Source organism: Belnapia mucosa, assembly GCF_016775475.1.
Taxonomy (GTDB): Bacteria; Pseudomonadota; Alphaproteobacteria; order Acetobacterales; family Acetobacteraceae; genus Belnapia; species Belnapia mucosa.
The window spans coordinates 1-5,803 of the sequence record NZ_JAEUXJ010000056.1 but is presented as its reverse complement, the minus strand read 5'-3'; the positions used below and the strand labels follow the sequence as shown (position 1 = coordinate 5,803).

The window sequence follows — 5,803 nt, the reverse complement described above, 5'->3', positions numbered from 1 at the left end:
TTCGGTACCATCCTGACGACCGTCACGGCCTGACCACTCAGCCGCAAAAGTCCGGGGGTGGGTAATTACTTTGCCGCCATGGGTTACAAGAATGGGAAGCGGCTGGTCACCAGTCATAACCGAGGTCCGATACGAAACTGCATTGCAAGGGCAGAGGGGCGCCTGTAGCGATGTGCCTACCTCGACAGGCCCGACACGTCGATGGCTAGGACCAATAATCCGTTGTCGCCACCTGATGTACCAGATGGCCAAGCGGATTGATCTACCGCTTTGGGTAGGGCGCACAAAAGCGGCAGGATAGCAACCTAGCACGGCCTCCTTTTTGCCCTACCATACTGAGTTCGAATTGAGGGTCTTCCAATGATGAAACGCCGCACCCTGCTCGTCACCGGCGCCGCTGCGCTCGCCGCACCACATGCGGCCCGGTCTCAAGCCGCGAGGACGCTCAAGTTTGTTCCCCAGATCGACGTCCCGCTGCTCGATCCTATCGTCACGAGCGCCTACATATCGCGCAACCATGGCTTCGTGATTTTCGACACGCTGTTTGGGCAGGACAGTGAGTTCAAGGCGCAGCCGCAAATGGTGGAGGGATTCACCACCGAGGCTGATGGCAAGATCTGGCGGCTTACGCTGCGCGATGGCCTCACATTTCATGATGGGACGCCGGTTCTCGCCCGCGATTGCGTTGCCAGCGTCAACCGGTGGGGCAAGCGGGATGCGTTCGGCCAAGCGCTGATGGCAGCTACCGACGAGCTTTCGGCTGCCGACGACAAGACGCTCGTTTTCCGTCTCAAGCGTCCGTTCCCGCTGCTGCCGGACGCGTTGGGGAAGATTGCCGGCAATATGTGTGCGATCATGCCAGAGCGGCTGGCCAACACTGACCCCTTCAAGCCGATTACGGAGATGGTGGGCAGCGGCCCGTTCCGTTACGTCGCGGCCGAGCGGGTTCCGGGGGCGCTCAGCATCTATACCCGCTTCGAGGGCTACGTGCCACGGCCGAACGGCACGCCGAGCTGTACCGCCGGGCCGAAGATCGCCTACCTGGACCGCATCGAATGGGGGGCAATACCTGACCCATCAACCGCGATGGCCGCGTTGCAGCGGGGCCAGGTTGACTGGTGGCAGGAGCCGTCGCTCGACCTGTATCCGGTACTGCGGCAAACAGGCAACCTGGTCACTAACACGCTTGATCCGACCGGGTTGCCGGGCATGGTGCGGTTCAACCATCTGCAGCCGCCCTTCAACAACCCGGCGATCCGGCGTGCACTGCTTGGTGCGGTCAACCAGTCGGACTTCATGCAGGCGGTGGCGGGGACCGATCGGTCGCTGTGGAAAGACGACGTCGGCTTTTTTGCCGCTGCCTCGCCGCTGGCCAGCAGCGCCGGTGTCTCCATGTTTCAAGGCAAGCGCGATATGGCTCGCGTGAAAGCGGACCTTGCCGCCGCCGGCTACAATGGAGAGCGCGCGGTAGTGTTGATTGCAACCGATCTGCCGGCCTTGCAGGCGCTGGGTGAGGTTGGGGCCGATATGCTGAAGCAGGCAGGCATTAATGTGGATGTGCAAAGCACGGACTGGGGCACAGTGATCCAGCGCCGGGCCAGCAAGGCTCCGGTCGACAAGGGCGGGTGGAGCGTGTTCTTCACCAGCTTCTTCGGCGTGGACCAGTTCACTCCAGCCACGCATCTCGGCCTACGCGGCAACGGCGAAGCCGGGTGGTTCGGTTGGTGCAACTCCCTCAAGCTCGAGCAACTGCGGGACGCTTGGTTTCAAGCACCGGACATGGCGGCTCAGAAGGCGATCGCTGTGAAGATCCAGGAGCAAGCTTTCCAGGACGTGCCCTACCTGCCAACGGGGGAGTATTATCAGCCAACCGCCTATCGGAAGTCAGTAGGCGGCGTGCTGAAGGGTCTGCCGTTGATGTGGAACGTGAAGAAGGAGGGGTGACTACAACCGGCGCCACGCGATTATAAAACTGTCTTCGGAGGCCAAAGGTTGTCCGCCTGGGTTTGGGCGGACGCAGCCTATCCGCCGCTGAGAGTGGATCCCACATGGCGGACGGGAGGCCAGCATACGTATCCTGGCCGCCTTCGTCTCGAAGGTTACCTACCGAGTTCGGCGGGTGCTGTCGCTGTATGCGTCCTGCGAGCCTGAGATCGACATAAACCGTACACGGCCGCTCAAAACAGCGTAGTCTGCGGCCGCGATGGGCCGGAGGCAGGCTTGCGCCGCGGCGGCAGGGCAGGGGGCAGGGCTACGGGACGGCTGGCGCCCTCGCCAGGCCCGGCATAGCCGTCATCGGCGATCAGCCGCAGCTGGACCCCGGCGCCGGCCGCAGCCGCGGCGGGCAGTTCCAGCGGCACCGGCCAGAAGCACTCGACCCGGTCCTCGCCCCGCAGCGCCAGGAACACCACCCGGTCCACCCGGCCGGCATCGTCGGTCTCCACCGCCAGGCGGAAGGCCAGTCCCTCGGCCTCGGCCTCGCCCAGCGCCAGGGAGAGCTGCTGCACCTCGACCTCCTGGCGCTTGAGGGTGCGCTCGGTCGGCTCCTCGGCGGCGCCGCGGTAGAAGCGCACCGGCACGCCATTGCCATTCCCGCCGATGACGAAGACGAAGTGGGCGCTGTCGTCGAGCACCTCCAGCCAGGAATAGTCGCCCGAGCTGGCGGCCCGCTGCAGCCGGTGGCGGCCAAAAGCGAAGGCGCGGCAGCCCACCGACCAGGGATCATCGCCTAACTCGTAGCTGGCCATGGCCAGGGCATCGCGCCGGGCATTGGCCAGCATCCGAGCGCAGACCCGCAGCCGCTCCTCAGTCAGGGCGGGATGGAAGTCCCAGGGCAGGCGCGAGGGGGAGGGAGGCAGGGAAGGCGAGGGCGGTGCGGTGGGCTCCATGACGGCAGCATATCACGTTGCCCAGCTACGACAGCGGCTCGGCCAACTCCATCTTTGTGTTAGCTCGGCCGTAGCCGCGGGCGTTCCCTCCCTAATCGCCACCTTGCTCGTGGAAGCGCGCAACAGCGCCCCGCCGGGCAAGCAGCCGTTCAGCATAGCGGGCCGGCATCGCGGGCGTCTTCCAGCGCCCTGCCTGCATCACCGCCGGGAGGTCGGCACCGCGGGCGACCAGATCTTGGGCCATGCCGACCCGTGCTGAGTGGCCAGACACGGTCGAGGCCTCCAGCCCCGCCTGGTGGGCCAATCTTTTCAAGATTCGGGAGACCTCACCGCTGGCGAGGGCCGTATCGTCAACCACACCGGCCTTGCTGACCGGCCGGAAAATGGGTCCACCAGCTATGCCGGCCGCATCCAGCCAGCGACTAAGCTCGCGGACGGTCTGTTGGCCTAACCAGCACACCGCGCCGGCGCCGGCCTGATCTGTCTTGCTACGCCGGATAATAACCGTGGCAGTCCCGTCGGCGGCGAACTCCAGATCAGCAACTTCGAGGGCCACAACCTCGCTGCGGCGCGCCAACATGTCCCGCATGACCAGAAGCAAGCTGACGTCGCGGCATTCGGACAGGGTCATCCCGGCAGCCTCGAAGATCTGGGCGATCTCTGCCTTGCCCAAGGGCGCCGCTTGGTGCCGTCGGGTGCCGAGGGTCCGGACCATCCGCTTGAGCGCCAGCCGGACCACTTCCGCCTTGGATGGACCCGGAAGTCCCGCAGCACGATGCAGGGTGGCCACGGCTCAAACGGCTTGGCAGATAGAGGCAGGTTTCTGGCCCACACCCGCCAGAGCATCCACATAGGCCGCTAGGGTCTCAGGCGCGGCGGGAAGGGCAGGGGGTCGAGGTGCTGCGTGCCCTGCTGGGCCGTGATGACGACCCCGTTGCTCCCGCTCATACTCTAGCCCTGGAATGGCTGAATGGCTTGGCCGACCGCATCCCCACCGCGTCAGGCGCGCGAGCGGCGGTTATCGCCGCGGTCGACATCCCGCACCTTCGAGCGGCCCTGCGTCGCCATCTCGCCGAACCGCTGCGCCAGGCCACACGGCAGGCGGGTAACCGGGCGGCACTGGAAAGCGGGGCGGTGGTGGCGGTCAGCCCCTCACCGGTTTTGGACGGGGTGCTGGCCGCGCTGCGAGGTGTGTCGCTGCTGCGCGAGGTTGCGGCCATTCACGGCATGCGCCCGGGTGCCGCGGTGACGCTGGCCCTGCTGCGGCGCGTTGCCTGGACGGCGGCAGGGGCGTCGGGGATGGAGCTGCTGTGCCAGACCCTGGCCGATGGAGCCCTGTCCCACCTGCCGGGGCTCAAGCAACTCGGGGCCGCCTTGCCCGGTGCCGGGCTCACTGCCTTCCGCCTGCGGCGGCTGGCCGAGGTCGCCGCCCTGGCATGTTCCCCGAATGAGCGACCCTGAACGGCTGTGCCGGGCCAAACCATCGCTTTGTGCCCAGGAGATGGGTCGTGGCCGGGCCCTTACAGCTCAGGCCGTCTGCCTGGACGCCCGATGGAACAAACAGTCTCTGCCCCGGCACCGTCATGGCCGATTCAAATTTTCAAATATCGCTTCCAGACGCTGTTCCGACGGGCAAAGGGATCGGACCGCATTCCGTGACTATCGGGGAATGCTGGAGGCGTGGACGGATCGCCCCGCCGGCTTCATGTCCAGACGTGGGTAAGGGTTCGCACCCGGAAGCGCGAACCCTGGCGTGCGAACCCGGGGGATGCGAACCCCGGCGGGGGGAGGGCAAACCCGAGGGCGCGAACCCTGGCGTGCGAACCCTGGGTGCGAACCAGCAAACCCCAGGAAAACGGCCGCTTTCCGGCGGCCTTCCCCGGTTCGCACCCTGTGACTCACGCGCGCACGCGCACGCGAGGGGGCGTCGGTATCGGGTGCCCTGTTGATGGCGGCTGATGGCCCGCGAGAGCAGCAGTCGATCGTGCCTCCGGACGTGGTGTAGGGAGGCGCCACCGGCACCTGAGGAAACCTGGCATGACCAAGCCTGTCGTCCAGACAATCCGGGCGCTCTCTGTCCGGGTGCTGCCGGGCAAGCGGCGCAATCCCACGGCTATCGTGCGCATGAGGATCGGCCCGCTCATCGTATCTGTGGCGGTGGCGCGGCTGCGGAAGTCTGGACTCAATGCCCGCTTGCCGGTGAACGACGACGGGAGGCCAGCGATCGAGGCTCGTCCCGAGGTTTGGACTGCCATTCAAAAAGCGGCCTTCGAAGCCGTCATCCGTGATCCAGTGGCAAGCGAGCATCTTTTCGGGCCCGAACTGCGCCACCTGGATCGCTCCGTGGAGGGGCAGCTCCAAGAGATCGGAGCATCCCCCTCATAGCTCGGCCGAGATGCCCACCAACCGGGCGCAGCTGCTTCCGTCCGACCGACGACGATGACGGACCAGGAAGCCCACCACAGCCCTCAGCGGTGCTGCTGGTCAGGCACCGGAACCGCCCCGTTTGACCCCTTGGATGACGCTGTGGGTCTGCACTCGGACGGGGTAGATCCGCCTTGGGCGACCGCTGACCTGGGATGCGTCCGCGCGGAGAAACCGCGTGAGAGTTTGAAAGCGGTCCTCGTGGCGCAGCGGCGGGCGGTTTGTGGGTCCTCAAGGTCCGCATGAACCCCCAAGGGGGAACCGAGACCTGGATGCGCCGGAGCATGGCGCCTGTAGGCCCCCTTCTGGTGCGCACCCAAATCCGAACCCACAGTGCGAACCCTGGAGGTGCGCACCCCCCCAAAGAAGGGGTGCGTGCCCCCCTCTAGAGGGTGCGCAGCCCTAGGGGTGCGCACCCGCATGCAGTCGCAGATTGCCAGAAAACCGCCGTTCCTGGATGTCCGTCACCGCCCGAACCCCGGGGTGCGCAC

5 protein-coding genes are annotated in these 5,803 nt (G+C 66.1%); 3 read left to right on the top strand and 2 right to left on the bottom strand.

The features are described 5' to 3' along the window. Nucleotides 1-363 precede the first annotated feature (363 nt). Complete coding sequence (locus JMJ55_RS30210) at nucleotides 364-1,944, top strand: ABC transporter substrate-binding protein (protein ID WP_202829312.1); 1,581 nt, start codon at nucleotides 364-366, stop codon at nucleotides 1,942-1,944. A 233-nt stretch (nucleotides 1,945-2,177) separates the two neighbouring features. Here the strand turns inward: JMJ55_RS30210 and JMJ55_RS30205 are convergent, their stop codons facing one another. Both JMJ55_RS30205 and JMJ55_RS30200 read right to left on the bottom strand, forming a co-directional pair. Beyond that, on the bottom strand, nucleotides 2,178-2,888 hold the full coding sequence (locus tag JMJ55_RS30205; protein WP_202829311.1) for a hypothetical protein: 711 nt from the start codon (nucleotides 2,886-2,888) through the stop codon (nucleotides 2,178-2,180). 91 nt (nucleotides 2,889-2,979) lie between these two features. Next, the gene (locus JMJ55_RS30200) at nucleotides 2,980-3,678 is read right to left on the bottom strand and encodes a tyrosine-type recombinase/integrase (RefSeq protein ID WP_202829310.1); all 699 of its coding nucleotides are present in this window, start codon (nucleotides 3,676-3,678) and stop codon (nucleotides 2,980-2,982) included. A 107-nt stretch (nucleotides 3,679-3,785) separates the two neighbouring features. Between JMJ55_RS30200 and JMJ55_RS30195 the strand changes: the two genes are divergently transcribed. Beyond that, nucleotides 3,786-4,349 (top strand): DUF697 domain-containing protein, encoded by a 564-nt coding sequence (locus tag JMJ55_RS30195; protein WP_202829309.1) that lies wholly within the window; start codon nucleotides 3,786-3,788, stop codon nucleotides 4,347-4,349. A gap of 576 nt (nucleotides 4,350-4,925) precedes the next feature. Beyond that, nucleotides 4,926-5,273, top strand: coding sequence for a hypothetical protein (locus JMJ55_RS30190; protein WP_202829308.1), 348 nt, complete (start codon nucleotides 4,926-4,928; stop codon nucleotides 5,271-5,273). Nucleotides 5,274-5,803 lie beyond the last annotated feature (530 nt).